The sequence below is a fragment of the Martelella sp. FLE1502 genome, from assembly GCF_053484255.1.
Window position 1 is genome coordinate 1 of record NZ_JBAKFQ010000093.1, and the last position, 212, is coordinate 212.

The following is a 212-nucleotide window of genomic DNA, read 5'->3' on the forward strand; positions in this document are numbered from 1 at the left end:
CGCGGACACCGGCTCCATCGGCGGCACCGGCTCCCATGAATTCCATGTGCTGGCCGACTCCGGCGAAGACGCCATCGCCTTCTGCCCGGACTCCGACTACGCCGCCAACGTGGAACTGGCCGAAGCCCTGGCCCCTGCCGCTGCCCGCGCTGCGGCCAGCCAAGCCATGACCAAGGCCGCCACCCCGGGCAAGACCCAGTGCGCCGATGTGG

1 pseudogene is annotated in these 212 nt (G+C 71.2%); it reads left to right on the forward strand.

Features of this window, described 5'->3' with window-relative positions:
* Positions 1-212: pseudogene (locus V6767_RS22815) on the forward strand (hypothetical protein); the annotation flags it as partial.